We start from the raw sequence: 670 nt of genomic DNA, 5'->3' as shown, positions 1-670 counted from the left end.
CGTCCTCGGCGACGATGACCAGCGGCTTGCCGGTCTGCACCACGGCCTCGAGCAGCGGCAGCAGCTCGTTCAGCGAGGAGAGCTTCTTCTCGTTGATCAGGATGTAGGCGTCGTCCATCTCGACGCGCATCTTGTCGGCGTTGGTGACGAAGTAGGGCGAGATGTAGCCGCGGTCGAACTGCATGCCCTCGACGACGTCGAGTTCGGTCTCGAGCGACTTGGCTTCCTCGACCGTGATCACGCCCTCGTTGCCGACCTTCTTCATGGCGTCAGCGAGGAACTTGCCGATCTCGGCATCGCCGTTGGCCGAAATGGTGCCGACCTGGGCGATCTCCTCGTTCGAGGTGACCTTCCTGGAGTTCTTTTCCAGATCCGCGACAACAGCCTCGACCGCGAGGTCGATACCGCGCTTCAGATCCATCGGGTTCATGCCGGCGGCGACCGACTTGGCGCCTTCACGGACGATCGCAGCCGCCAGCACGGTCGCCGTGGTGGTGCCGTCGCCGGCCGCGTCAGCGGACTTGGAGGCGACTTCGCGCACCATCTGGGCGCCCATGTTCTCGAACTTGTCCTCGAGCTCGATCTCCTTGGCGACGGTGACGCCGTCCTTGGTGATGCGGGGAGCGCCGAACGACTTCTCGAGCACCACGTTGCGGCCCTTCGGACCGAG

1 protein-coding gene is annotated in these 670 nt (G+C 64.3%); it reads right to left on the bottom strand.

The window, feature by feature from the left end; genetic code table 11:
* On the bottom strand, positions 1 to 670 hold a 670-nt coding region (groEL, locus tag AC628_RS41845), incomplete at both ends, for a chaperonin GroEL (protein ID WP_143202129.1).

Source organism: Bradyrhizobium sp. NAS96.2, from assembly GCF_001908235.1.
GTDB lineage: Bacteria > Pseudomonadota > Alphaproteobacteria > Rhizobiales > Xanthobacteraceae > Bradyrhizobium.
This window is presented reverse-complemented; position numbering and strand designations above follow the sequence as displayed.